We start from the raw sequence: 22,354 nt of genomic DNA, 5'->3' as shown, positions 1-22,354 counted from the left end.
CGTCAGCGTCCGCCCGAGAACCCGCCGCCTCCGCCACCACCCGAGAACCCGCCGCCGGTCGACCCGCCTGACGAGCTCGAGGCCGGTGTGTACGTTGCGGCGGTGTTCATAGAAGTCGAGTAGCTCGACAGGCGCGAGGCGAGGGAGACTCCGACGTATGTGCTGACCCAGTCGGGACCGCGGCCGGTGTCGGCGTACGAGGTCTCGAGAACCTTCGACCAGCTGCTCTCCTGCCGGAACAGAATCGCGTAGGGCAGCAGCTTCTCGTACAGGTGCACCACCTCGATGGAGCCGTCGGCACGACGCTCGGCGCCCTCGACAGACTGCAGCATGCGCAGTCGATCGGCCTCGGCCACCCGGATGAACTCTCGCACGCCGAGCAGGTACTCGGCCCGCTCAGCGCCCTGCGGGGTGAGCACGGTGTGCCTGCTGAAGGCCACGATCGCAGTGACGCCGACGCCGACGGCGGTGAGAACGAAGGCGATGATCGACAGCGGCAGCAGGTCGCGGTCTTTCGTGGCCGTCCAGATCAGCAGAGCGAGGGTCGCCGCCAGCATCCCGAGCGACACCCAGCCGAGCGTCATCGCCGCGCGGCTGCGCTCGGATGTGGTCCAGCCGCGGCTCTTCGCCTCGGCGGCGCCCCTCTTGACGAGCTTCTGCATGCGCTTGGCGAACTTCGTGCTCGTGCGCGGGATGCGGCGCACCGCAGCGCCTGCGGGGAACAAGGCGTCCAGCATCGCCGCATCGAGCGGGTGCCCGGATCGCGTTCTGTCGAGCAGGCGCATGGCCGGCCGTGCGTCGCCGTCATCCTCCAGGCGCAGCGCACCCTGCACGGCCAGGTGCACCATCTGCGCGGGAGCGGGGTTCGGCGCATTCTCGATGAGCGCAGCGGCGATGAGAGGAGGCAGATCCGCAGGCACATCGAACTGCGCGACGACGATGCCGGTCGCGGTGCGGCGTCGACGACGCATGCCCGCGACCGCGATCCACGCGCCCGCGGCGGTGGCGAGCGTCACCCCGCCGGCGACGACCGGCGCGAAGTCGGCCACCGGATCGGGCTCGCGGGCCGCCGGCTGGGTGACCGTGCCGCCGGCGAACCCGATGGCCACCGTGACGCCCTCGCCGGCCTCGCGCCCGCCGGAGGCGACCTGGAACGTCGAGCCGTCGTCCGACTTCTCGATGTCGCAGGGGCGACGCTCGCCCTGGCGACCTGCGTAACAGGCGGTGTCGCCGGTGGCCGCGGCCGCGAGCTCGGGGGCGAAGCGGATCCGGGCGTCGAAGCGCCCGATGGCCTGCGTGCTGTTCAGTGGCAGCAGGTTCCAGTAGAACTCGTCGTTGCCCGACTCGGTGCTGTGCATCATGAAGTCGCGCATGGTCGACCTGATTACGTAGGTGGTCGAACCGTGCACGTAGTCGTCGGTGCCGGTGAGCACGAGCACCATGTCGTCCTCCGTCTCGACCTCGAAGGGCACGTCACGGCCCTCGGCATCCGTCACGGAGATGATGTCGATGTCGAGCCCCGCACCCAGATACCGCTGCGGGTAGCCGCGGATGATGCCCTTGTTCTGATCGTGCTGCGGGAATTCGGCGACCAGCGTCTCGGTCACCTCAGCGATCGCTCTGCCGTCGGCGTCGAGTGAGACGTCGTACTCGGCCGACCAGGACGAATACGAGAAGTCGTCCACATCGGCGGCGGCCGGGGTGACAGGCAGCAGCGAGGCGAGCAGTCCGATCGCGAGCGCGAGCGCGACGAGCGCGCTCCGGGCGTCGAGCAGGGCGGGGGTTCGCTGAGCACGCATGCCCAGAGGCTATCCGGTCGCCGGCGACGGCTCGGGGTCGAGGGGCGCGCGCCGGTAGACTCGAGGGGACTTTCCCAAGGAGCCCCACCCATGACTGACGCGTCCGCGCCGACTACCGCATCCGCCGAGCTCGAAGACGATGTCTTCGAGCAGAAGGCGGTTCGCCTCGCGAAGCGCGAGCGGCTGATCGAGAAGCGGATGGATGCCGGCGGCGGCGCGTTCCCCGTGTCGGTGCCCGTCACTCACACCATCCCGTCGCTGCGCGCCGAATACGGCGAGCTCGAACCCGACACGGCGACCGGAGTCACCGCCGGCGTCGCCGGACGCGTCGTGTTCAGCCGCAACGCCGGAAAGCTCTGCTTCGCGACGCTGCAGGCCGGCGACGGCTCGCGCATCCAGGCCATGGTCTCGCTGGCGAACGTCGGCGAGGAGTCGCTGGCCGACTGGAAGGCGCTCGTCGACCTCGGTGATCACGTCTTCGTGCGCGGCGAGGTCATCTCCAGCCGCCGCGGAGAGCTGTCGATCATGGCGGATGCGTGGCAGATCGCGTCGAAGGCGATCCTGCCGCTGCCGAACGCGTACTCCGAGCTCAGCGAGGAGGGCCGCGTGCGCAGCCGCTTCCTCGATCTCATCGTGCGCGACCAGGCCCGCACGACCGTGCGCGCCCGCGCTGCCGTGAACGCCAGCCTGCGCGCGACGTTCACCTCGCACGACTTCCTCGAGGTCGAGACGCCCATGCTGCAGGTGCAGCACGGCGGGGCCAGCGCGCGCCCCTTCATCACCCACTCGAACGCGTTCGACACCGAGCTCTACCTGCGCATCGCCCCCGAGCTGTACCTGAAGCGCGCGGTCGTGGGCGGCATCGAGCGGGTCTACGAGATCAACCGCAACTTCCGCAACGAGGGCGCCGACTCGACGCACAGCCCCGAGTTCGCGATGCTCGAGGCGTACCAGGCGTACAGCGACTACAACGGCATCGCCGACCTGACCCAGGAACTCATCCAGAACGCGGCGGTCGCCGTCGCCGGCTCCACCACCGTCACCTGGGCCGACGGCACCGAGTACGACCTCGGCGGCGAATGGGACCGCATCTCGATGTACGGCTCGCTGTCGGCGGCCGTCGGCCGCGAGTTCACCCCGCAGGACGACGTGGCAGACCTCATCGCCTTCGCCGAGGCGAACGGCGTCGACATACCGCCGCACCCCACGCACGGCAAGCTGATCGAAGAGCTCTGGGAGCACTTCGTGAAGGTCGATCTCGTGCGCCCCACCTTCGTGATGGACTTCCCCGTCGACACCTCGCCCCTCGTGCGCGAGCACCGCTCGATCGCCGGCGTGGTCGAGAAGTGGGACCTGTACGTGCGCGGCTTCGAGCTCGCCACCGGATACTCCGAGCTGGTCGACCCTGTCATCCAGCGCGAGCGCTTCGTCGAGCAGGCCAAGCTCGCCGCGGGTGGCGATGACGAGGCCATGCGCGTGGACGAGGAGTTCCTGCGTGCGCTCGAGCACGGCATGCCGCCGTCGGGAGGCATGGGCATGGGCATCGACCGTCTGCTGATGGCCATCACCGGCCTCGGCATCCGCGAGACCATCCTGTTCCCGCTCGTGAAGTGACCCGGGCATGACCCCGAACGTCGTCGACCTGCTGATCGCCGTGCTGCTGATCGCGTCGGTCGCGACCGGCCTCGGGGCGGGCCTGTTCGCCGTGCTCGGCTCGGTGTGCGGCCTGGTGCTCGGCGCACTCGCCGCGCCGTGGGTGCTGCCGCTCGTGGCCCGTGCGGTGCCCGAGAGCGGGCCGAAGGGGCTGCTGCTCGTGCTCGCCGCGGTCGCGCTGCTCGCCGTCGGCGCGAGCATCGGCGGGGCGATCGGTCGAGTCGTGCGCCGCGGCGCCGATCGGCTGCGTCTGCGGCTGGTGGAGCGGATGCTGGGCGGGCTCGCCGCGCTGGTCGCGGGCGCCCTGGCGATCACCATGGTCGGCTCGGCGATAGCCGCCGCGGGTGTTCCCGTGCTCTCGGCCACCGTCGCGTCGTCGAGCGTGCTGCGCACCGTCGAGCGGTACATCCCGCCACCCCTGGCTGAGGCCGCCGCGCGCCTGAACGCCTTCGCGTTCGGCGAGACGGTGCTCCCCACCCTCGAAGGGCTGCTGCAGCCGGGCCAGCTGGAGGCGGCCCCCGAGGCGACGCCGCTCGAGCTCGCCACACCCGAGCTCGAGCGGGCGGCCGCGTCGGTCGTCAAGGTCTCCGGCGCGGCGGACGGGTGCGGGGTCATCTCGACCGGGACCGGGTTCGTGATCGCCGAGGACCGCATCATGACGAACGCCCACGTGCTGGCCGGGGTGTCCGCCCCGATCGTCGAGGTGCCCGGCGAGCCGGCGCGCGACGCCACGGTGGTGTACTTCGACCCGATCGACGACATCGCCGTGATCGCCGCCGACGTGCAGGCCGCCCCGCTCGGCCTGGCCGACGCGCTCGCGCCCGGCGAGAGCGGCGCGGTCATGGGATACCCGTTCGGCGGGCCGTTCCGGGTGTCGGCCGCCGGGGTGGTCTCGTCGTCGAGCGCCCCCGTGCGCGACATCTACGGCGACAGCACGGCTCCGCGCGGTGTCTACGCGCTGCGGGCCCAGGTCGAACCCGGGAACTCCGGTGGCCCGCTGCTCACCGCCAGCGGGCAGGTGGCCGGGATGGTGTTCGCGAAGGACGCCACCACGCCGAACGTCGGGTACGCCATGACGAATGACGAGCTGCTCCCCGTCATCGCGCAGCTCGGCGCTGCCGGCGCCCCCGTGCCCGTGGGGGCCTGCATCCGCTGACCCGCCGGCGGTCACGGCCGCCGCAGCGCCCATTCCGGCAGCATCGCCGCCGCGAGGATGCTGGAGATGAGCGAGGCCATGCTGTGGCCGGGCTCGAGACGCAGCGCCTCGTCGACGTACGCTCCCGCGTGAGATGAGCGACCCATCGCCCATGCCAGCCATGCCGCGGCGGTGAGCGCCCCGACCTTCGCGTGGCGCGGTGCGCGGGCGGCGGCTGCGCGCACCACCTGCAGCGCACAGCCGAGCCTGTCGAGATCTGGGCGGGGGCCGCGGCCCATGAACACCTCGCCGATGGCATCCGGCACCGAGGTGCGATCACTCGAGAAGGCGAGCTGCGCATCGAACGCGCGGTACCCGAAGTCGAGATCGGTTGCCCACTGCACGAGGATCGCATCACGCAGCGGCGGGCGGCTCAGACACCACAGCAGGGCGGCGCAGGCGAACGGGTCGTCATCGAGCGGCGAGTCGAGCAGATGCTCGATGAAATGGGGCAGATCGTCGAGCATCACCTCGGCGGCCATGATCGCGATGGGGTTCTCGGAGCGGGCTCCTGTGCCGTGCATGCTGTGCTCGATCGCGTCACCGAGGTCGCGCAGCGCACGGCCGACGATCTCGCGCTCGGCGAGATCGCTGCGCGGCAGCTGGGCGCCCGCCAGCTGATCTCCGCTGACGTCGCCGATGCCCGGCACGGCAGGAGCCGCGGGGATGTCGCCGAGCGGATGCACGAGGGGGACGTCGTCGAGGTAGTCGCCCCAGCCGTCAGGTGTGACGCACAGCGCCTCGACCACTCTCAGCCCGGCGTGGCTGCACACGTCCACGATCGCCTCGGCGAGCGAGAGATGAGGAAGCAGCACGCCGTCGGGCACCTGCGCCGCCTGGTGGTCGGTGTAGGCGACGACGGCGACCGCGTCGGTGTCAGGCACCTGCAGCAGCGCGCGCAGCGCGACGTCGGCGAACTCGTCGGGATCGACGTCGGCCGCCGGCAGATCGATGCGCATCGCGCCCTGCGTGCGGGTGCCGTGGAACGGCAGCAGGACGATGCTCTGCCGCGGTGTGAAGCCGGCGAGTGCCGGCACGAGGCCGAGGAATTCGGCGGGGTCTGTGGCGTGGATGATCGTGGTCATGAAGGGGAGTGTGCGCGACGCCGCCGAGCGCGCGAGCGGCGTCCGGCGCGCCCTCCACGGCGACGGTGCACGGAAGTCCGCAGATCCCGTGCTGTGCAGGATCAGTGCTCGCACCTGCCGCCTCGACGGCTGCCTCACAGATGCGCGCGGTACCATGGACAGGTGGAGAGCTTCTGGGTTGCTGCGGCGTGGTCACTTCTGCCGACCATCGCGGTGAGCGTGGTCTTCGTGATCGTGCTGCGCGGCATCCTCCGCTTCGATCGCACCGAGCGCAAGGTGCACGCGCAGATCGAGGCCGAAGAGCGCGCTGCTCGCGGCCTGCCGCCGCGCGTCTGACGCACCGGATACGCTGAGCCGAGACCATCGGCAGGGGAGGCTCTGTGCTCGACGTGAACACCTGGCCCTGGTGGGCGGTGCTCGGCTATGTCGTCATCGACCTCAGCGTGCGTGTCTTCGCGATCATCGTCGTCCCCCGCAATCGCCGCCCCACCGCGGCGATGGCGTGGCTGCTGGCGATCTTCTTCATCCCCGTGCTCGGCATCCTCCTCTTCCTCCTGATCGGGAACCCGAGACTGCCCCGTCTGCGCCGACGCAAGCAGGAGCGGATCAACCACTACATCGCCGAGACCGCCAGCAACCTCCGGCTCGGCTCGCTGCGCCCGGACCCTCCGGAGTGGTTCCCGCCGCTGGTCTCGATGAGCCAGGCGATGGGGGCACTGCCGCTGTCGGGCGACAACGGCGCGCACCTCATCAGCGACTACCAAACCTCGCTCGATGCCATGGCCGAGGCCATCCGAGGTGCGCAGGACTACGTCCATGTGGAGTTCTACATTCTGCAGGCCGACTCCTCGACCGACAACTTCTTCCGGGCGATGGAAGAGACGGCGGCCCGCGGGATCCCGGTGCGGGTGCTGCTGGACTACTGGGCCAACCGTTGGAAGCCGAAGTACCGCGAGACCGTGCGGCGTCTGGAGAGGATGGGCGCCGACTGGCATCTCATGCTGCCTGTGCAACCGCTGCGCGGACGCATCCAGCGACCCGACCTGCGCAACCACCGCAAACTGCTCGTGATCGACGGCACGGTCGGCTTCCTGGGGTCGCAGAACATCACCGACTCCTCGTACAACCTGCCCAAGAACATCCGCCTGGGGCTGCACTGGGTCGACCTCATGGTGCGCGTCGACGGGCCGGTCGTCGCCAGCCTCAACGCCGTGTTCCTCAGCGACTACTACGCCGAGACCGACAGCGTGCCGGAGGGCATCGACATCACCCGCATCGAGACCGGGCACGGCGATCTGGACTGTCAGATCGTGCCGTCCGGCCCTGGATTCGAGGTCGAGAACAACCTCCGCCTGTTCCTCGGGCTGCTCTACGCCGCCCGGGAGCGGATCATGATCGTCAGCCCGTACTTCGTTCCCGATGAGGCGCTGCTCGCGGCGGTCACCTCGGCCGTCGATCGCGGAGTGCAGGTCGAGCTGTTCGTCTCCGAGCAGGGCGACCAGGCGATGGTCTACCACGCGCAGCGCAGCTACTACGAGGCGCTGCTGCGCGCCGGCATCCGGATCTGGATGTACCCGAAGCCGTACATCCTGCACACCAAGAGCCTCACCATCGACGATCAGGTCGCCGTGATCGGCTCGAGCAACATGGACATGCGCTCGTTCGGTCTGAACATGGAGGTCTCGATGCTCGTGCGCGGTGAGGAGTTCGTCGACGAGATGCGGGTGGTCGAAGACGACTATCGCTCGCTCAGCCGCGAGCTGACACTGGAGGAGTGGATGCAGCAGCCGCTGCGCTCGACCGTGCTCGACAACCTCGCACGGCTCACCTCCGCGCTGCAGTGAGCCCCAGGGCACGCCCGCTTTGGGACGATCGTCGCGGGCGTGACACCATCAAGGCATGAGACCCCTCCGCGCATTCTCCGCCGTCGCGGCGCTCGCCGCCGTCGCCCTGCTCGCGGCGGCGTGCGCCGGCACCCCCGGGTCGGACGTGCCGACGAGCTCCCGCACGCCGAACGAGGTCTCGACCCCGCCGATCGCCGACGGAGTGAGCGAGGTCGAGGTGGCGTGGCTCGACGGGGGTCGCGCCATCGCCGTGCTGACCTGGGGATCGTCGTCCTGCGCCCCGACGCTGGGCGACGTCGCGAAGATCGACAAGGGCATCCGCGTGACCCTCGCCGCGAGCGGCGAAAAGGCGTGCACCGACGACCTGGCCCCGCGGGCGCTGACGGTGCCGGTCCCCGAGGGTGTGGATGTCACCGCAGACGTCGAGGTCGAGATCGTGCACGGACGGCGCACTGACACGGCCGACCTCGGGGCACTCGCCGCGGCGCCGCAGGGGCAGACCGACTATCAGCCGTCGGCGAGCTGGTTCGATGACGACGGCATCGTGCTGCTGACCTGGGGGTCGGGCTCGTGCCCGCCGATCGTGGACGATGTTCAGGCGGCGGATGCCGGCGCGACCGTCACGTTCCAGGACATCGATCGCCCCTGCACGATGGACATGGCTCCTCGCCTGACGCCCCTCGCGGTTCCCGAAGGCCGCGCCGACGGACCCTTCGAGCTGACTCTGGTCGGCGGCGGTCTCGACGGCAAGGTCGCCGTCGTAGGCTGACGGCCAGGGCTCAGAACCCGGAGGTGTCGTGGCCCTCGGGCAGCACGATCGTCAGACCGCCGCGCTGCACCCGGCACACCATCCGCACGGCGACGCCGAGCTCGTCGCCGTCGAGCTCGATCGAGGTCGGACCGATCATGGCCGCATCGGCCTCGGCGCCGCGCAGGTACCGGATCGATGCGTCTCTGCCGCGCCGTTCGAGCACGCGTCGCCCGGCGCGGGTGCGCCTGAGCACCGAGTTGTCCCACCACACCTTGCGCCAGATGCCCAGCCACCCCAGCGGGCCGGTGGCCTGGATGAGGGCGATGTCCATCGCGCCGTCGTCGAGGGAGGCATCCGGAAGCAGTGCGATACCCGCAGGCAGAGCACCGCAGTTGGCGAACAGCATGCTGTGCACCTTGGTCGAGTGCAGTCGGCCGTCGTCGACCTGATACACGACGCGGAACGGCTTCGCGCCAGGGAGAGAGCGGGCGGCGCCGTCGAGATAGGCGACCCAGCCCACCGAGCGCTTGAGGTCGGGGCGCGTGTTGGCGATCATGTCGGCGTCGAGGCCCATGCCGGCGAGCACGACGAAGCCGTGCTCGCTGATCGTGCCGTCGGGCCGGTTCAGGCGCGCCCATCCCATGTCGACCGGGTAGGTGAAGCCCGTGAAGACGGCCTGCATCACCTTCTCGACGTCGAGCAGCGGCAGGCCCAGGTTGCGGGCGAAGAGGTTGCCCGTGCCGCCGGGAAGGACGGCGAACGGGATGCCCGTTCCCGCCATGCTCTCGGCGACCGCACGGATCGTGCCGTCGCCTCCCGCAGCGAGGACGGCGGCGGCACCCTCATCGATCGCGGCGCGCGTGATCCCCTGGCCGGGATCTTCGATGCTCGTCTCGTAGAAGCGCGGGGGAGTCCACCCGTGCGCCCGGGAGAGCGAGAGCAGACTCGAGCGCAGCCGCTCCGCGTCGACCTTCACCGGGTTGAGGATGAGAGCCGCGTGCGCGCGCTCGCTCCTCGATTCCGACATGCCGCCACTCTACGACCTGCGTGCAGGTGGGTGATCGCCGCCCGAGCGGGCCCGGGGCCGTCGATAGACTTGCCCCATGATCGATCTCGCCCTCCTCCGCGACGAGCCCGAGCTCGTCCGACGCTCACAGATCGCGCGCGGCAACGCGCCCGAAACCGTCGATGCGGCGATCGAGGCGGATCGATCGCGTCGTGACGCGCTGAGCGCCTTCGAGTCGCTGCGCGCCGAGCAGAACGCCTTCGGCAAGACGGTCGCGAAGGCGCCGAAGGACGAGAAGGCGGCACTGGTCGCGCAGGTCAGAGAGCTGGCCGATCGCGTCAAGGCCGCGCAGCAGGCCGCGAACGAGGCAGCGGATGCTGCGGCGTCAGCCCTCGAGCGCATCGAGAACGTCATCATCGACGGAGTCCCCGCCGGCGGCGAGGAGGACTTCGTCGAGCTGCGCCGCGTGGGCGATGTACCCACCTACGACTTCGAGCCGCGCGACCACCTCGAGCTCGGCGAGATGCTCGGCGCCATCGATATGGAGCGCGGCGTCAAGGTCTCGGGCTCGCGCTTCTACTTCCTGAAGGGCATCGGTGCGCGACTCGAGATCGCCCTGATGAACCTCGCGCTCGACAAAGCGCTCGCGAACGGCTTCACGCCGATGATCGTGCCGACGCTCGTGCGCCCCGAGATCATGCAGGGCACCGGATTCCTCGGCGAGCACGCCGACGAGGTCTACCACCTCGACAAGGAGGACCTCTTCCTCGTCGGCACCAGCGAGGTGCCCCTCGCCGGCTACCACAAAGACGAGATCCTCGACCTCGCCCAGGGCCCGCACCGGTACGCCGGCTGGTCGACGTGCTACCGCAGCGAGGCCGGCTCATACGGCAAGGACACCCGCGGCATCATCCGGGTGCACCAGTTCAACAAGCTCGAGATGTTCGTCTACACGACTCCCGAAGACGCCGAGGCCGAGCACGAACGCCTCGTCGCGCTGCAGGAAGAGATGCTCACCGCTCTCGGCCTCGCCTACCGGGTGATCGACGTGGCCGCAGGCGACCTCGGGTCGAGCGCGGCCCGCAAGTTCGACATCGAGGCGTGGGTGCCCACGCAGGGTGCGTTCCGCGAGCTCACCTCGACCTCGAACTGCACGACCTACCAGGCGCGGCGCCTGGACATCCGGTACCGCCCCGAGTCGGACGACGCGGCGCCGGCGAAGACGCGCACCGTCGCGACGCTGAACGGCACGCTCGCCACCACTCGCTGGATCGTCGCGATCCTCGAGACCCACCAGCAGGCCGACGGCTCGGTGACCGTCCCGGAGGTGCTGCGCCCGTATCTCGGCGGCCTCGACGTGCTGCGGCCGATCGGCTGGTCGGAACAGCCCGACGTCACGCAGGGCACCGAGTGAGGTCGCGCGGCCTGGTCGGGCTCGACGTCGACGGCACCATCCTGCTGCAGGACGAGACGCTCAGCCCCGGCGTCGCCGCTGCGGTCGCCGAGGTGCGCGATGCCGGCTACGAGGTCATGATCGCGACCGGGCGCAGCTGGGGCGGCACGAAGCGCTTCGTCGACGAGCTCGGGATGACGGCCGAATACGTCGTGTGCTCGAACGGCGCGGTCGTGATGCGCCGGACCGGCGACGGGTGGGAGCGCTGGCGCGTCGAGGTCTTCGACCCCGCCCCCGTGCTCACGCTGCTGCGCGAGACCCTGCCCGAAGCCCGGTACATGGTCGAGCTCGCCTCCGGCGAGCGGCTCTACACCGAAGTGCTCGACGATTGGACGCTCGACGCCGGCCGTCGGGTCGACTTCGACGAGCTCATGCAGCAGCCGGTGTCGCGCATCGTGGTGGTCTCACCCGAGCACGACGAGGCCGACTTCCAGCGGATCGTCGCCGAGGTCGGGCTGAACGAGGTGTCATACGCCGTCGGCTGGACGGCGTGGCTCGACATCGCGCCGAAGGGCGTCGACAAGGGGAGCGCACTCGAGCGCGTGCGCGCGAAGCTCGGCGTGCCGCGCGAGAGGGTTCTCGTGGCCGGTGATGGTCGCAACGATCTGGGCATGTTCGCCTGGGCACTCGCCGGCGGCGGGCGCGCGGTGGCCATGGGGCAGGCGGTCGAGGAAGTGCAGGATGCCGCCGGCGAGCTCACTCACACCGTGGAGGACGGCGGTCTGGCATCCGCCCTGCGTACCCTCCTCTGAGCCCGCCCGCTCGAGTGCCCCGCCCAGAAGATCCCCAGACGGCCGCGAAAGAATGAGTCGTCCTGATCGGCTTCCGCGAAACCGATAGACTCGACGACTGACCGTCCGGTGCGAACCGGCGTCGGGAGGGTTGTCCGAGCGGCCGATGGACCTGGTCTTGAAAACCAGTGGGCAGCAATGTCCCGTGGGTTCGAATCCCACACCCTCCGCTTCATGTCGAAAGGCCCCCGAGTGAGCACGTCCGTCAAACGCCGCCAGCCCGTGGCGCGCCATGGTCAGCTGCGGTCTCCGAGTGCGGTGGGGCAGCTGCTCAAGATCGTCGGCGTCGTGCTCGCCGTCGTGCTCGTGAGCGGCGTGGGCGTCGCGGGGTACGTGCTCAGCAGCTTCACGAACACCGTGACGGCCAACGCGGTCGAGCTGGACGACACCAAGGAGCTCCCGCCCGACATCGGAGCGTATCCAGGCGGATTCGACATCCTCCTCGCCGGCGTCGACACCTGCGAAGAGAAGTACGCCTATCTCTTCGGAGAGCGCTGCACGGGCAAGGACGCCGGTGGGACGCTCAATGACGTGAACCTGCTGGTGCACGTCTCGGCCGAGCCGCGTCGGGTGACTGCCGTCAGCTTCCCGCGCGACCTGATGCTGCCCATACCCGAGTGCACCGATGCAGACGGCAACACGAAGTCGGCCATGAGCAAGCAGCCGCTCAACGTCGCCTACGAGCACGGCGGCGAGGGCGGCGGGCTGAACTGCGTCGCCCAGACGATCTCGAAGCTCACCGGCGAAGACATCGAGTTCGCCGCGAAGGTCACCTTCGGCGGCGTGATCGAGATCACCGACGCCATCGGCGGCGTCGAGGTCTGCCTGGCGAATCCCATCAAAGACAAGTACACCGGCCTCGACATGCCCGCGGGTACGCACACCATTCAGGGCATGCAGGCGCTGCAGTTCCTGCGCACCCGCCACGGCGTCGGCGACGGGTCGGACCTGGGCCGCATCGGCAATCAGCAGCAGTACATGTCGAGCCTGGCCCGCAAGATGATCAGCGGAGAGGTGCTCGGCAACGTGCCCACGATGCTGCGTCTCGCCGACACAGGACTGAACAACCTCGAGGCCTCGACCTCGCTCGCCGACCCGATGAAGATCGTGCAGATCGCCCTCGCCGTCAAGAGCGTGCCGTTCGAGGACATCGTCTTCGTGCAGTATCCGACCGCCACCGATCCCAGCGACCCCAACAAGGTCGTGCCGGACAAGCAGGCGGCCACGGCCCTGTGGGATGCCATCGCCGCGAACAAGCAGCTGCAGATCACGCACCAGAACACCAAGGACGACGGCGTGGTCGTGCAGGAGCCGGAGACTCCCGCGGCCCCCGAGGCGCCCGCGACCGAGGCTCCTGATCCGGGTGCCACGGAGTCGACTGCTCCGGTGCCCGACGATGTCGCACAGCTGCCCAGCTCGATCAAGGGCAACTCGGCCGCAGTGCAGACCTGCTCCAACGGCAACGTCCGTCGCTGATCGCGCGGAGGTGCCTCGGGGCTCGGCCGGCGGCGTCAGTCGGTAGCATCGTCTGGTGACCACCCTCCCGATCGCGCGCCGCGGCGAGGGCGGCTACGCGCAGTACCGCATTCCCGCGCTCGCCGTGACCACCCGCGGAACTCTGCTCGCCGCCTACGACGGCCGCCCGAACCTCGACGATCTGCCCAGCCCGATCGACCTGTTGCTGCGACGCAGCGCCGACGGCGGTGCGACGTGGCAGCCGCAGCAGGTCGTGCGCACCGGCACCGGGCTGCAGGGGTTCGGCGACCCGTCGCTGCTGGTCGACACCGCGACGGGGCGCATATTCATGTTCCACGCCGCCGGCACGCGGGCGGGTTTCTTCGAAGCCGTCGAGGGCACCGAGCCCGTCGACGAGGTGCAGCACGTCGACGTGTCGGTGTCGGACGATGACGGCCTCACCTGGGAGCATCGGCGGCTGACCGCGCAGCTCAAGCGGGCGGGCATCACCGGCATCTTCGCCGCATCGGGCACGGGCGTGCGCATCGCGGAGGGCGAGCACGCCGGCCGACTCGTGCAGCCCATGGTGCTGCTGGATGGCGGGGAGATCACGGCGGCCGCCGCCTACAGCGATGATCACGGCGAGACGTGGATGCTGGGAGCCGCCGTGGGCGGAGGCACGAACGAGTCGTCGATCGCGGCGCTGCTCGACGGGTCGCTGCTGCTGCACTCCCGAGGCACGCCGCACCGGCTGGCGTCGCGCTCGACCGACGGCGGCGCGACGTGGAGCGCCGTCGAGCAGGTCTCCGGTCTGCCCGACCCCAGCGACAACGGGTCGCTGCTCGCCCTGGCGGGTGCGTCCTCAGCGCCCGGAGCGCTGCTCGTCACCTCGAACCTCGACCCCGAGATGCGCCGCAACACGGCGGTGAGCCTGTCGTTCGACGCAGGTGCCAGCTGGCCGCACCAGCATGCGATCTGCGAGGGCAGCTCGGGTTACTCGTGCGCGGCCGCCCTGCCCGACGGCCGCATCGGGGTGCTGTACGAGCGGGAGGGATACTCCGAGATCGTCTTCACCACTGTGAGCCTGACGCAGATCCAGGATGCCGGCCCGATCGACCCGGAGGCCGCCCGGGTCGGCGCACCGCCCGTGCCCACCCTCGAGGTCATCCTGCGTTCGATCACGCCCGGACTGCCCGACGAGTGGGTGCACGTCGGCGAGCACCACGTATATCCCGTCGATGCCGGAGGCGTCGCTGCGAGTGCGTGGAAGGAGGTCGGCCAGGCGTACGGGGCGGCAGGGGGCATGATCCTCGGCACTCGTGAGGCACAGCTGCGCAACTACGGGCCTCCACGACCCGGGCTGCGTGCCGGAGACATCCTCGCCTTCCACGTGCGCGTGCGCATGCCAGCGGATGCGGGGGCGCGGAACGTCGTGCTCGAGCATCCGGGTGGGAGCACCTCGCCGCAGGACATCCCCGCCGGAGGACGGCTGCTGTTCTCTCAGCCCTACCCCGCACTCACCGTCGACGATGCCGATATCGCCGCGGGTGTCGTCACGGCGCGATTCGCCGTTCCCGAGCTCGGGCTCGACCGTGAGCTGCGCTTCGACTGCGCGACGGGCCGCCCGATCGGCTGAACACGCGCTCGATTCGTGGGAGCCCCGCAGAACCGTTATGATTGCAAGGCGCATCCAGTGAAACCGGGTGCCTGGAGACGTCGCATAGTCAGGCCTAGTGCACCACCCTGCTAAGGTGGAGTCCTCGCAAGGGGACCGAGGGTTCAAATCCCTCCGTCTCCGCTGAACAGAACGAGCCCCGGACGAAGTCCAGGGCTCGTTTCGTTCACCGGCGACGGGTGCAGCTTTTTCGCTCCGGGCCCCACGCGGCCGGAGGCTCGGCACGTCGCCCCTGCTCGCTCCTCGGTGGAGTGCACCGCATGACTGCGTTGAAGGTGCTGTTCATCGGTGGAACGGGAATCATCTCCTCTGCCGCGAGCGAACTCGCAGCCCGGCGTGGCATGGAGGTGACGCTGCTGAATCGCGGCCAGTCCCGCCGAGCGCCGGCGGAAGGCGTCGAAGTGCTGACGGCCGACATCTCGGATGCCGAGGCAGTCGACGCTGCGCTCCGCGGTCGCGAGTTCGACGTGGTCGCCGACATGATCGCCTTCACGCCTGATCACGTGCAGCGTGACATCGACCGCTTCGAAGGGCGCACCGGACAGTACGTCTTCATCAGCTCGGCATCCGCCTATCAGAAGCCGGTGGCGCACCTGCCGATCACCGAGTCGACCCCGCTGCGCAATCCGCACTGGCAGTACTCGCGCGACAAGATCGCGTGCGAGGAGCTGCTGACCCGGGCGTATCGCGATCGCGACTTCCCCGTGACGGTGCTGCGTCCCTCGCACACCTACGACAAGTGGACGATCCCGGCGTTCGGCGGGTGGACCGCGATCGACCGGATCCGCCGAGGCGAGGAGATCGTCGTCCACGGCGACGGCACGTCCCTGTGGACGCTCACCCACTCCACGGACTTCGCCGTCGGGTTCGTCGGACTGCTCGGCAACCCGCTCGCCTACGGCGACACCTTCCAGATCACGAGCGACTTCGTCTACACGTGGAACGAGATCTACTCGATCCTCGGTCGGGCCGCCGGGGCGGAACCGCGGCTGCGGCATGCGCCGAGCGCCGAGTTCGAGCGGCTCGCTCCGGAGCGGGCGGGACAGCTGACGGGTGACATGGCTCACTCCGTCGTCTTCGACAACACCAAGATCCGCCGCCTCGTCCCCGATTTCGCGCCGACCGTCGCCCTCCATCACGCGGCGCGGGAGATCATCGAGTGGCATGACGGGCATCCCGAACTGCAGCGCGTCGACCCTGCTCTGGACGCTCCGTTCACCGGACTACTGTCGCCCAGCCGCCGCGGGGGCGCCGACGATGCGGCTACGCCCTAGGCTCGATCGCATGCAGCATCGCACTCTGGGTCGCACTGGTCGCGACGTCTCCGTCATCGGTCTCGGCACATGGCAGCTCGGCGCCGACTGGGGCGAGGTGAGTGAAGCGGATGCCCGAGCCGTGCTCGATGCGAGCGCCGCATCCGGAGTCACCTTCTTCGACACTGCCGATGTGTACGGCGACGGGCGAAGCGAGTCGCTGATCGGGGCGTGGCGGCGCGAGAACCCGGATGCCCCGCTCACAATCGCGACCAAGATGGGCCGCCGCGTCGAGCAGATTCCGGCGAACTACGTGCTGGAGAACTTCCGGTCGTGGACCGACCGCAGCCGCCGCAACCTCGGTGTCGACACCCTCGACCTCGTGCAGCTGCACTGCCCGCCGACGGCGGTCTACTCCGACGACGCCGTGTTCGACGCGCTCGACACCCTGGTCGAGGAGCAGGCGATCGCCGCCTACGGTGTGAGCGTCGAGACGACCGCCGAGGCGCTCGCCGCCATCGCGCGACCGGGCGTCGCGACCGTGCAGATCATCCTGAACGCCTTCCGTCTGAAGCCACTCGACGAGGTCCTGCCCGCAGCCATCGAGGCGGGGGTCGGCATCATCGCCCGCGTGCCGCTCGCAAGCGGGCTTCTGTCGGGCCGTTACTCCCGCGACACGGAGTTCGCCGCGAACGATCACCGCAGCTTCAACCGGAACGGCGAGGCCTTCGACCAGGGTGAGACCTTTTCGGGCGTCGACTATGACCAGGGTGTGGAGGCCGCACAGGAGTTCTCCGCGCTTGCCGCGGGAGCAGGTCTCGCTCCGGCAACGGCGGCTCTCGCGTGGGTCTCTCAGCTTCCCGGCGTCTCGTCCGTGATCCCGGGCGCGCGCAGCGTCGCGCAGGCGGAATCGAACGCGGCCGCGGGGTGCGTCCCCGAGCTCGGCGACGACTTCACCGCAGCCGTGCGAGATCTCTACGACCGCCGGTTCCGGGCGGACGTCCACCCTCGGTGGTGAACAGCGAGATCTCGGCGCAGGGTTTTCTATCACCTCCGCTGGTCGGCGGCCAGGGCCTCGCCCGCGTCGGCCGCGCGCGAGATGGTCGTGGCATGAGCGAGAACGACGGCCCCATCGAGGGCATGACCCACGAGCAGAAGCTGCGCGACCAGTTCCTTCGCGCGCAGCACTCCACCGAGGCCGATGCGGCACCGCGCATCGAGGTGACCGAGCACGACGGCAATGTGCGCATTGACGTCGCCGACACCGCAGCCGTGCGCCCTGGCCCCGGGCCGGGCGTGGACGGTGCCGACGACCCCGCAGACGCGCCTCGCTCGGACTGAGCTCGGCGGCGAGGCCGGCTGTCGTCGTCTCGCCTCTCCGGTAGCCTCGGAGCATGGCGAATGCAACGGCGCAGACCAAGAGACGCGAGGCCTTCGGATCGCGCAACGTCTTCATCTTGTCGGCGATCGGATCCGCGGTCGGGCTCGGCAACATCTGGCGGTTCCCGTACGTCGCCTATGAGGGCGGCGGGGGCGCGTTCCTCATCCCTTACCTGTGCGCACTGCTGACCGCGGGCATCCCGCTGCTGTTCTTCGACTACGCGATCGGGCACCGCTTCCGTGGCTCCGCGCCGCTGGCGTTCCGGCGCATGAGCCGCGCGGCTGAGCCGCTGGGCTGGTGGCAGGTGCTGATCTGCGTCGTGATCGCCACCTATTACGCCGTGATCATCGCGTGGGCCGCCATGTACACCTGGTTCTCGGCCCAGATCACCTGGGGCGAGGGCAACGAGCAGGACTACTTCTTCTCCGACTTCCTGCAGATGGGCGACATCGAGAAGGGTGTCTCGCTCGAGTTCGTGCCGCAGGTGGGCATCCCACTCATCGGCGTGTGGCTCGTCGTGATCATCATCATGGCGCTGGGTGTCAAGCGCGGCATCGGCGCCGCGAACATGATCCTGATGCCGCTGCTGACGCTCATGTTCGCCCTGCTCGTCGTGCAGGCCCTGTTCCTGCCGGGAGCGATGGACGGGCTCAACGCGTTCTTCACCCCGAACTGGGAGGCGCTCGCCGACCCCGGGGTGTGGGCGTCGGCGTACGGCCACATCTTCTTCTCGCTGTCGGTCGCCTTCGGCATCATGGTCACCTACTCGTCGTATCTGAAGCGCAAGACCGACCTCACCGGCTCCGGTCTCGTCGTGGGCTTCGCGAACTCCGGCTTCGAGATCCTCGCCGGCATCGGCGTGTTCGCCGCCCTGGGATTCATGGCCCAGGCGCAGGGCACCGACGTCTCGGGCGTCGCATCATCGGGCATCGGGCTGGCGTTCATCGCCTTCCCGACCATCGTCTCGCAGGCCACCGGCGGCTCGATTCTCGGGGTGCTCTTCTTCGGCGCCCTGGTGTTCGCCGGAATCACCTCGCTCATCTCCGTGCTCGAGGTGGTGGTCGCCGCGCTGCAGGACAAGCTCGGCTGGGGCCGGGTGCGCACCACGCTCACAGTGGCCATCCCGGTCGCCCTGATCTCGATCGCGTTCTTCTCGACCACCACGGCGCTGCAGGTGCTCGATGCGACCGACGCGTTCATCAACGCCTTCGGCATCATGGCCGTGGCGCTGGTCGCGGTCATCCTCGTCGCGTGGATCCTGCGCAAACTGCCGGTGCTGCGCGAGCACCTCAACAAGCGCTCCAGCTTCCGGCTCGGGTGGGTCTGGATGCTGCTGGTGGGGGCGCTCGCCCCGGTCGTGCTCGGTTACCTGTTCATCAGCGAGATCATCACCAAGGTCACGACACCGTACGAGGGCTATCCGCTCTGGTTCCTGGCGATCTTCGGGTGGGGGATGGTGGTCGCGATCATCGTGTTCGCGATCATGCTGTCGCTGCTGCCGTGGAGCAGCCGCTCGCACGCGAAGGATGATCCTGAGTACGACGAGTTCCTCGTCGTCGAGAATTACGAACCGGATGCCGAGACCGGGAGCATCGCCGTGGCGGATGCCCGCCAGAACGGAGCACGATCATGACCCCCACAGCCGTCGTCATGATGATCGTCGCGATGGTCACCGTGTGGGGCGGGCTCGCCCTCGCCGTCGTGAACCTCGTGCGTCATCCCGAGGCCGCCGAAGACGAACCGGCGCCTCCCGTCGAGCTCTGAGGAGAGCCGGCCGGAATGCCGGAACACTGGCCGAATCGGCCGGGTGGTGGTTGAATCCGATCATGCCGTTGGGTGGAATGTCGGGCCTCGAATCAGAGCGTGTGGCCGATGCGCTCCGAGACGACATCATGTCGGGCCGACGCCCGCCGGGGTCGCGACTGGTCGAGCGCGACATCGCGGCCGAGCTGCAGGTGTCACGGCTGCCGGTGCGAGAGGCCATCAAGGCGCTGGTCGCCGACGGGATCGTCGTGGCACGCCCGCGCAGCGGAGCGACGGTCCGCGAGTTCTCACCGCACGACCTGCAGGGCTTCTTCGAAGTCCGAGAAGCGCTCGAGACGCTGTCGTTCGTGCTCGCGGCCCAGCGCGTCGATGAGGCGGGCATCGCACTGCTCGAGTCGCTCGTCGCGCAGGAGGCCGCCGCAGCCGCGCTCGACGACATCGAGTCCGCACGCCAGGCGTCTACGGCGTTCCACATGGCGGTCGTCCGTCTGTCGCAGAACGCGATGCTCGTCGAGCTTGCGGCCTCCCTCGTCACCCGGCTGCGCTGGCTGTTCGGGCAGCATGACGACCTCGCCGAGATGGCGTCGACCCACCGCGAGATCCTCGACGCGATCCGCGCGCGTGATGTCGAGGCCCTGCGCCGTCTGGTTCCCGAGCATCTCGCCGAAGGACGGGCGGCCGCTCACGAGCGCATGTTCGGGGCATCCGCTCCGCGCGAATGAACCCACCCCACCGCTGTGGGTGGGGTGCCGGTACGCTCGATGCGGGAGGTACTCGTGGGACGAACAGCTGATGCCGTCGCCGAGGGCGTCGCGATCGCCACGGCGGCCGTTCGGCTGACCGTGAAGAACCAGATCCTGGTCGGGACGATCGCGCAGGGAGGCACCTTCGAGATCGACCACTACATGGACGAGGCACGGGTCGCGCTGCGCGCGATGGCCGACGAATCCGAGCAGGCCGCAGAGCACCTCACGGCGCTGCGCAAACGCGCCCGCGGCCGGCACTCCGACCCGCACGGCACTCACGACTACCGCGACCGGGACGTGCGAAACCTGCGGCGCCGCGCCAAGCAGTCGCTCGGCGTCGCCACACATCTGCGTGAGATGACCGACGATCCCGAAGCGCTGCGAGCGCTCGTGGAGGAGGCGAGGGCCGCGGCGTGGACCGATGTGCGCAGCAATCTCGATCGTCGGCTGCGCGTCGAGGGGATGCGCGCCGATCAGGATCCCGAGTACGAGCAGATGCGCGAGGCTCGTATGCAGGCGCTCAAACTCGTCGATCTGCAGGCGCTGTCGTCGGAGCAGCGCGCCCGCCGCAAACGGGAGAAGGCGGCTGAGAAGGCAGCGGAGAAAGACACATCTCGGGCCGAGCGAGACGGCAAGCGCGCACTCTGGACACGCCGGGCGTGAGCCTGCTCCGGCGCGATTTCACTTCTCGCCGAAACGTGTTGTAGGCTGTTCTTCGGCCCGCTGAGCGGGCCGTGCGCCCCTAGCTCAATGGATAGAGCATCTGACTACGGATCAGAAGGTTGGGGGTTCGAGTCCCTCGGGGCGCGCACTGTGTTGAGACAGTATTGAAACCCCCGTCGCGGAAGCGGCGGGGGTTTCGCCTTTCCAGTGCAGCTGGGACATGCCGCCGGAAGCTCTGGGGCCGAGCCGGTTGCGCTATGTCTGCGGCCCCGAGAAGACCGGGCGGACGTAGGCTGGAGAGGTGACTGCGTACGTCTCGGCTTTCGACCTGTTCTCCATCGGTGTGGGGCCCTCGAGCTCGCACACCGTCGGTCCGATGCGCGCCGGCGTCGACTTCGCGGATCGGCTGAAGGTCGAAGGCCTGCTCGGCGACGTGTTGCGGGTGCGATGCGAGCTGTTCGGCTCGCTGGGTGCGACCGGGCTCGGACACGGCACGCCGGATGCCGTCGTCGCCGGCCTCGAGGGGCTGCACCCCGAGACCTGCGACCCCGACGACGTGCGCGAGCTGTGGAGCCGCTGGCCGGAGGGGCGCGACCTGCTGCTGGCGGGCGAGCACCGCATCTCGTTCGCGAAGGACGACATCGCGTTCGTGCCTCGCACGCGCCTACCCGGTCACCCCAACGCGATGACCCTGCACGCGCTCGACGCCGACGGCGCAGTCGTGCTCGAGCAGACCTATTACTCCGTCGGCGGCGGTTTCATCCGTCGCGACGGCGAAGAGGTGCGTGTGACCGCAGCCCCCCAGCCCTATCCGTACGACACCGCTGAAGAGCTGCTCACGCTCTGTGACGAGACGGGGATGTCGATCGCCGAGATCGCCCGTGCGAACGAGATGGCGGTGCGCTCCGAAGAGCAGGTCGCGGCCGGCCTCGACGCGGTCTGGGATGCCATGGCCGCCTGCGTCAACGCAGGGCTGCACTCGGAGGGCACGCTGCCGGGCATCCTGAAGGTGAAGCGTCGCGCAGGTGACATCCGCCAGCAGCTCGAGGCGGTCGAAGCCGACGGGCATCCGGCGCTTCCCGGCGAATGGCTCGGTGCCTTCGCCCTCGCGGTGAACGAGGAGAACGCGGCCGGCGGGCGCGTCGTCACCGCCCCGACCAACGGCGCGGCGGGCATCCTGCCAGCCGTCGCGATGTACTGGTGGCGTTTCCTCGCCGACTCCGGTCTGGGAGTCGGCAACGCGGTCACCCCACACGGCGAGCTCGTCGGCAGCGCCCTGCTCGGTTTCCGCTCGTCAGACGGCTCGCCGACATCTCGGACTGAGTCGCTGAGCCTGCCGAAGGGGCCGGCCTCCCCGGACGGTGAGGCCGACGCGCTGGCCGAGGCGAATCGCCGCCGAGGCATCCGACGTTTTCTGCTCACTGCTACGGCGCTCGGGTCGCTGTTCAAGGCGAACGCATCGATCTCGGGCGCCGAAGGCGGCTGCCAGGCCGAGGTCGGCTCGGCCTGCGCCATGGCGGCGGGTGGCCTCACTGCGGTGATGGGCGGAACCGTCCGGCAGATCGAGAACGCCGCCGAGATCGCCATGGAGCACCACCTCGGTCTCACCTGCGACCCGATCGGCGGGCTCGTGCAGATTCCGTGCATCGAGCGCAACGCGATCGCCGCGTCCACCGCCGTCACAGCCGCCCGTCTCGCACTGCGCGGCGACGGCCATCACTACGTCTCGCTGGATGCGGTGGTCGAGACGATGCGTCAGACCGGGCTCGACATGTCGACGAAGTACAAGGAGACCAGCGAGGGGGGCCTCGCCGTGAACGTCATCGAGTGCTGATCCGAC

General features: G+C 69.4%; 20 protein-coding genes and 3 tRNA genes. 20 read left to right on the top strand and 3 right to left on the bottom strand.

What is annotated here, in order from left to right:
• Positions 1–2: 2 nt before the first annotated feature.
• Complete coding sequence (locus V2S05_RS12255) at positions 3–1,799, bottom strand: DUF2207 domain-containing protein (RefSeq protein WP_413635634.1); 1,797 nt, start codon at positions 1,797–1,799, stop codon at positions 3–5.
• Positions 1,800–1,889: 90 nt separating this feature from the next.
• On the opposite strand from V2S05_RS12255, the gene lysS reads away from it, so the two are divergent.
• On the top strand, positions 1,890–3,413 hold the full coding sequence (gene lysS / locus V2S05_RS12250) for a lysine--tRNA ligase (RefSeq protein ID WP_413635633.1): 1,524 nt from the start codon (positions 1,890–1,892) through the stop codon (positions 3,411–3,413).
• Between the two features lie 7 nt (positions 3,414–3,420).
• Complete coding sequence (locus tag V2S05_RS12245; RefSeq protein ID WP_413635632.1) at positions 3,421–4,608, top strand: MarP family serine protease; 1,188 nt, start codon at positions 3,421–3,423, stop codon at positions 4,606–4,608.
• Positions 4,609–4,619: 11 nt separating this feature from the next.
• Here the strand turns inward: V2S05_RS12245 and V2S05_RS12240 are convergent, their stop codons facing one another.
• Positions 4,620–5,732 carry a DUF4192 family protein gene (locus tag V2S05_RS12240; protein ID WP_271638652.1) on the bottom strand — a complete coding sequence of 371 codons (1,113 nt, stop codon included), beginning with the start codon at positions 5,730–5,732 and terminating at the stop codon, positions 4,620–4,622.
• Positions 5,733–5,894: 162 nt separating this feature from the next.
• Between V2S05_RS12240 and V2S05_RS12235 the strand changes: the two genes are divergently transcribed.
• Genes V2S05_RS12235 through V2S05_RS12225 form a run of 3 tightly spaced genes read left to right on the top strand, consistent with a single transcriptional unit; the run spans position 5,895 to position 8,345 of the window.
• On the top strand, positions 5,895–6,068 hold the full coding sequence (locus V2S05_RS12235; RefSeq protein ID WP_271638651.1) for a hypothetical protein: 174 nt from the start codon (positions 5,895–5,897) through the stop codon (positions 6,066–6,068).
• A gap of 44 nt (positions 6,069–6,112) precedes the next feature.
• Entirely contained in the window at positions 6,113–7,576 is a 1,464-nt protein-coding gene (gene cls / locus V2S05_RS12230; RefSeq protein WP_413635630.1) for a cardiolipin synthase, read from the top strand.
• Between the two features lie 55 nt (positions 7,577–7,631).
• Positions 7,632–8,345 (top strand): hypothetical protein, encoded by a 714-nt coding sequence (locus tag V2S05_RS12225; protein ID WP_413635628.1) that lies wholly within the window; start codon positions 7,632–7,634, stop codon positions 8,343–8,345.
• A gap of 10 nt (positions 8,346–8,355) precedes the next feature.
• On the opposite strand, the gene V2S05_RS12220 is transcribed toward V2S05_RS12225, so the two are convergent.
• Complete coding sequence (locus V2S05_RS12220) at positions 8,356–9,354, bottom strand: diacylglycerol/lipid kinase family protein (protein ID WP_413635626.1); 999 nt, start codon at positions 9,352–9,354, stop codon at positions 8,356–8,358.
• Positions 9,355–9,430: 76 nt separating this feature from the next.
• Here V2S05_RS12220 and serS point away from each other — a divergent pair, with 76 nt between their 5' ends.
• The 15 genes from serS to V2S05_RS12145 all read left to right on the top strand — a co-directional run bounded on the left by serS (position 9,431) and on the right by V2S05_RS12145 (position 22,348).
• On the top strand, positions 9,431–10,747 hold the full coding sequence (gene serS, locus V2S05_RS12215; protein WP_413635624.1) for a serine--tRNA ligase: 1,317 nt from the start codon (positions 9,431–9,433) through the stop codon (positions 10,745–10,747).
• Positions 10,744–11,538: an HAD family hydrolase gene (locus tag V2S05_RS12210; protein ID WP_413635622.1), complete on the top strand. Its 795-nt coding sequence runs from the start codon at positions 10,744–10,746 to the stop codon at positions 11,536–11,538. The genes serS and V2S05_RS12210 overlap by 4 nt, the downstream gene beginning before the upstream one ends.
• 124 nt (positions 11,539–11,662) lie before the next feature.
• Positions 11,663–11,747: transfer RNA gene (locus V2S05_RS12205), tRNA-Ser, on the top strand.
• A 22-nt stretch (positions 11,748–11,769) separates the two neighbouring features.
• Positions 11,770–13,053 (top strand): LCP family protein, encoded by a 1,284-nt coding sequence (locus V2S05_RS12200; RefSeq protein ID WP_413635620.1) that lies wholly within the window; start codon positions 11,770–11,772, stop codon positions 13,051–13,053.
• A 55-nt stretch (positions 13,054–13,108) separates the two neighbouring features.
• Entirely contained in the window at positions 13,109–14,668 is a 1,560-nt protein-coding gene (locus tag V2S05_RS12195; RefSeq protein ID WP_413635618.1) for a sialidase family protein, read from the top strand.
• Between the two features lie 73 nt (positions 14,669–14,741).
• Positions 14,742–14,830: transfer RNA gene (locus V2S05_RS12190), tRNA-Ser, on the top strand.
• A 137-nt stretch (positions 14,831–14,967) separates the two neighbouring features.
• A complete protein-coding gene (locus V2S05_RS12185) occupies positions 14,968–15,981 on the top strand; it encodes an SDR family oxidoreductase (RefSeq protein WP_413635616.1) in 1,014 nt (337 codons plus the stop codon).
• Between the two features lie 10 nt (positions 15,982–15,991).
• Complete coding sequence (locus tag V2S05_RS12180; protein ID WP_413635614.1) at positions 15,992–16,978, top strand: aldo/keto reductase; 987 nt, start codon at positions 15,992–15,994, stop codon at positions 16,976–16,978.
• A 92-nt stretch (positions 16,979–17,070) separates the two neighbouring features.
• Positions 17,071–17,301 carry a multidrug transporter gene (locus V2S05_RS12175; RefSeq protein ID WP_413635612.1) on the top strand — a complete coding sequence of 77 codons (231 nt, stop codon included), beginning with the start codon at positions 17,071–17,073 and terminating at the stop codon, positions 17,299–17,301.
• Positions 17,302–17,354: 53 nt separating this feature from the next.
• Positions 17,355–18,974: a sodium-dependent transporter gene (locus V2S05_RS12170; protein ID WP_413635610.1), complete on the top strand. Its 1,620-nt coding sequence runs from the start codon at positions 17,355–17,357 to the stop codon at positions 18,972–18,974.
• Positions 18,971–19,105, top strand: a complete 135-nt coding sequence (locus V2S05_RS12165; protein ID WP_071644853.1) for a methionine/alanine import family NSS transporter small subunit — start codon at positions 18,971–18,973, stop codon at positions 19,103–19,105. Before V2S05_RS12170 ends, V2S05_RS12165 begins: the two co-directional genes overlap by 4 nt.
• Positions 19,106–19,167: 62 nt before the next feature.
• Positions 19,168–19,827 carry a GntR family transcriptional regulator gene (locus tag V2S05_RS12160; RefSeq protein ID WP_413635608.1) on the top strand — a complete coding sequence of 220 codons (660 nt, stop codon included), beginning with the start codon at positions 19,168–19,170 and terminating at the stop codon, positions 19,825–19,827.
• Positions 19,828–19,881: 54 nt separating this feature from the next.
• Positions 19,882–20,514, top strand: coding sequence for an asparagine synthase (locus tag V2S05_RS12155; RefSeq protein WP_271638628.1), 633 nt, complete (start codon positions 19,882–19,884; stop codon positions 20,512–20,514).
• Positions 20,515–20,587: 73 nt separating this feature from the next.
• A tRNA-Arg gene (locus tag V2S05_RS12150) sits at positions 20,588–20,660 on the top strand.
• Positions 20,661–20,815: 155 nt separating this feature from the next.
• Positions 20,816–22,348, top strand: coding sequence for an L-serine ammonia-lyase, iron-sulfur-dependent, subunit alpha (locus tag V2S05_RS12145; protein WP_413635606.1), 1,533 nt, complete (start codon positions 20,816–20,818; stop codon positions 22,346–22,348).
• Positions 22,349–22,354: the final 6 nt, after the last annotated feature.

The organism is Microbacterium sp. OR16 (assembly GCF_047306725.1).
Classification (GTDB): domain Bacteria; phylum Actinomycetota; class Actinomycetes; order Actinomycetales; family Microbacteriaceae; genus Microbacterium.
Note: the sequence above shows the minus strand (reverse complement) of the source record. Positions and strands in the feature narration are given on the sequence as shown.

Coding starts and splice junctions, on each gene's coding strand:
- V2S05_RS12240 (WP_271638652.1), bottom strand. CDS start 5,732: ATGACCACGATCATCCACGCCACAGACCCCGCCGAATTCCTCGGCCTC.
- V2S05_RS12255 (WP_413635634.1), bottom strand. CDS start 1,799: ATGCGTGCTCAGCGAACCCCCGCCCTGCTCGACGCCCGGAGCGCGCTC.
- V2S05_RS12225 (WP_413635628.1), top strand. CDS start 7,632: ATGAGACCCCTCCGCGCATTCTCCGCCGTCGCGGCGCTCGCCGCCGTC.
- V2S05_RS12180 (WP_413635614.1), top strand. CDS start 15,992: ATGCAGCATCGCACTCTGGGTCGCACTGGTCGCGACGTCTCCGTCATC.
- serS (WP_413635624.1), top strand. CDS start 9,431: ATGATCGATCTCGCCCTCCTCCGCGACGAGCCCGAGCTCGTCCGACGC.
- lysS (WP_413635633.1), top strand. CDS start 1,890: ATGACTGACGCGTCCGCGCCGACTACCGCATCCGCCGAGCTCGAAGAC.
- V2S05_RS12220 (WP_413635626.1), bottom strand. CDS start 9,354: ATGTCGGAATCGAGGAGCGAGCGCGCGCACGCGGCTCTCATCCTCAAC.
- V2S05_RS12160 (WP_413635608.1), top strand. CDS start 19,168: ATGCCGTTGGGTGGAATGTCGGGCCTCGAATCAGAGCGTGTGGCCGAT.
- V2S05_RS12165 (WP_071644853.1), top strand. CDS start 18,971: ATGACCCCCACAGCCGTCGTCATGATGATCGTCGCGATGGTCACCGTG.
- V2S05_RS12185 (WP_413635616.1), top strand. CDS start 14,968: ATGACTGCGTTGAAGGTGCTGTTCATCGGTGGAACGGGAATCATCTCC.
- V2S05_RS12245 (WP_413635632.1), top strand. CDS start 3,421: ATGACCCCGAACGTCGTCGACCTGCTGATCGCCGTGCTGCTGATCGCG.
- V2S05_RS12175 (WP_413635612.1), top strand. CDS start 17,071: ATGAGCGAGAACGACGGCCCCATCGAGGGCATGACCCACGAGCAGAAG.
- V2S05_RS12170 (WP_413635610.1), top strand. CDS start 17,355: ATGGCGAATGCAACGGCGCAGACCAAGAGACGCGAGGCCTTCGGATCG.